Here is a 1,892-nt window from a genome sequence, read left to right as displayed (position 1 = left end):
ATTGGCCCGGGCAGCGGCCTCCGGCCACGATGCCCCCGTGGCCCGCTCGGCGAGCAGCACCCCCGTGTGGGTGTCCCCCGCACCGTTGGTGTCCACCGGTCGCTGCGGGTGTCCCGGGCAGTGGGTCGTGCGGCCCGACTCACGCACCGCGCACCCGCGAGCGCCGTCGCGAACGATCGTCACGGCATCCGGTGCGAGGAGGGTGGCGACGACCTCAGCGGCCTCGCGCATCCCCCGCACCCCGGTGAGCGCGGCTGCCTCGTCGGCGTTGCCGGTCCAGACATCGGTGCGGGCGAGCACCCGGTCACGCAGCGGCTCGGCCAGCCCGGCGAAGGTGGCTCCGGGATCGAGCACGACGACGACACCGTCGGCCAGGGTGTCCAGCCACTCGACGAGCGGGTCACGCGTGCGGCCCACCAGCGAGTAGCCACTGACGCACACGAGGTCTCCGGGCACCGGGTTCGAGGCGGCCAGGGACTGCACCGTGATCTGCCGCTCGGCACCCTGGGTGGTCACGAAGGTGCGTTCGGCACTGGGCTCGACGAGCACGACGCACACACCCGTGTCGAGGTCGGCCACCGGTGGCGCCGACAACGTCACCCCCTCAGCAGCCAGCGCCCCCCGGACGAGGTCACCGTTCGGCCCTGTGCCGACGGCCCCTGCGTGCACGCACTCGACGCCCGAGCGCGCCGCGGCGAGCAGGATCGTCACCGCTCCCCCGGCGTAGCGACGGTACGACGTCGCCATGACGTTGCCGCCCCGCACCGGCAGCGACGGCACCTCCATCACGGCGTCGACGAGGGCCTGAGCGGTGTGGATGACGCGAGGCATGGGCTGAGTATCCCTGCTCGCGTCCGGCAGGTTGGTGCCTTGGGCAGCCAACATGCCGGACGCAAGGGCAGCTCACTCCACGAGGGCGCGCACCGCGTACAGCTCGGGGAAGAACGTGAGGTCCAGGGCCTTGCGCAGGAAGCCGACGCCGCTCGACCCACCGGTGCCCTGCCGGTGCCCGATGGTGCGGGTGACGACCTGGAGGTGGCGGAAGCGCCACTGCTGGAACAGGTCCTCGATGTCGACGAGCTCTTCGCAGGTCTCGTAGACCCCCCAGTGCTCGGACGGCGAGGCGTACACCGCCTCGAACACGGCGACGAGGTCCTCATCGAGCCGGTAGGGCTGGGTGACGTCCCGCTCGAGCACCGCAGAGGGAACCGGGTAGCCGCGCCGGGCGAGGAAGCGCAGGAACTCGTCGTAGATCGTCGGTTCACCGAGCAGGCGCATCAGCTCGGCGTGCTCGTGGGGGCTGTGCTCGAAGACCCGCACCATGTCGGCGTTCTTGTTGCCGAGCAGGAACTCCACGGCCCGGTACTGGTGGCTCTGGAACCCTGAGCTCGTCGCGAGGAAGGGCCTGATCTGGGCGTACTCGCTCGGGGTGAGGGTGGCCAGGACGTCCCACTGCTCGACGAGCTGCTTCTGCACGTGCTTGACCCGGGCCAGCCGCTTCAGCGCCGGGGCGAGCTCGTCGGCGGCGATGAGGGCGCGGGCCGAGTGCATCTCGTGCAGCAGCAGCTTGAGCCAGAGCTCGGCGACCTGGTGCTGGATGATGAAGAGCAGCTCGTCGTGCTGCTGGGGCTCACTGCGCGGATGCTGTGCGGCGAGCAAGGTGTCGAGGTCCAGGTAGGCGCCGTAGGACATCGCCTTGCTGAAGTCGGTGGAGATGCCTTCTTCCAGCACTCGCTGGGCCCGGTCCACGGCGTCATCGCTCATGGGGGACATGATGCCCTCCTGGAGGAGCCGGGCCCCAGGACACCAGCCGTTCAGGTCAGCGGGTCTCCACGTCGACCAGGGCGGCGTGCCCCGATCCGTCGACGCGAACGGTGGCCACCGCACGACCG

Annotated in this window: 2 protein-coding genes; both read right to left on the bottom strand. The window is 70.7% G+C overall.

The genetic code is table 11. The features are described from left to right. On the bottom strand, positions 1-831 hold an 831-nt coding region (locus tag PLL68_RS06725), incomplete at its 3' end, for a PfkB family carbohydrate kinase (RefSeq protein WP_324532849.1). Between the two features lie 72 nt (positions 832-903). After that, positions 904-1,764, bottom strand: a complete 861-nt coding sequence (kynA, locus tag PLL68_RS06720) for a tryptophan 2,3-dioxygenase (protein WP_324532847.1) — start codon at positions 1,762-1,764, stop codon at positions 904-906. Positions 1,765-1,892 lie beyond the last annotated feature (128 nt).

Origin of the sequence: Ornithinibacter sp. (assembly GCF_035443565.1) — a bacterium.
In the GTDB taxonomy this organism is placed as follows: domain Bacteria; phylum Actinomycetota; class Actinomycetes; order Actinomycetales; family Dermatophilaceae; genus Fodinibacter.
This window is presented reverse-complemented; position numbering and strand designations above follow the sequence as displayed.

What these genes read in the sequence shown, in the direction of transcription:
- kynA (WP_324532847.1), bottom strand. Translation starts at nt 1,764, where the DNA reads ATGAGCGATGACGCCGTGGACCGGGCCCAGCGAGTGCTGGAAGAAGGC.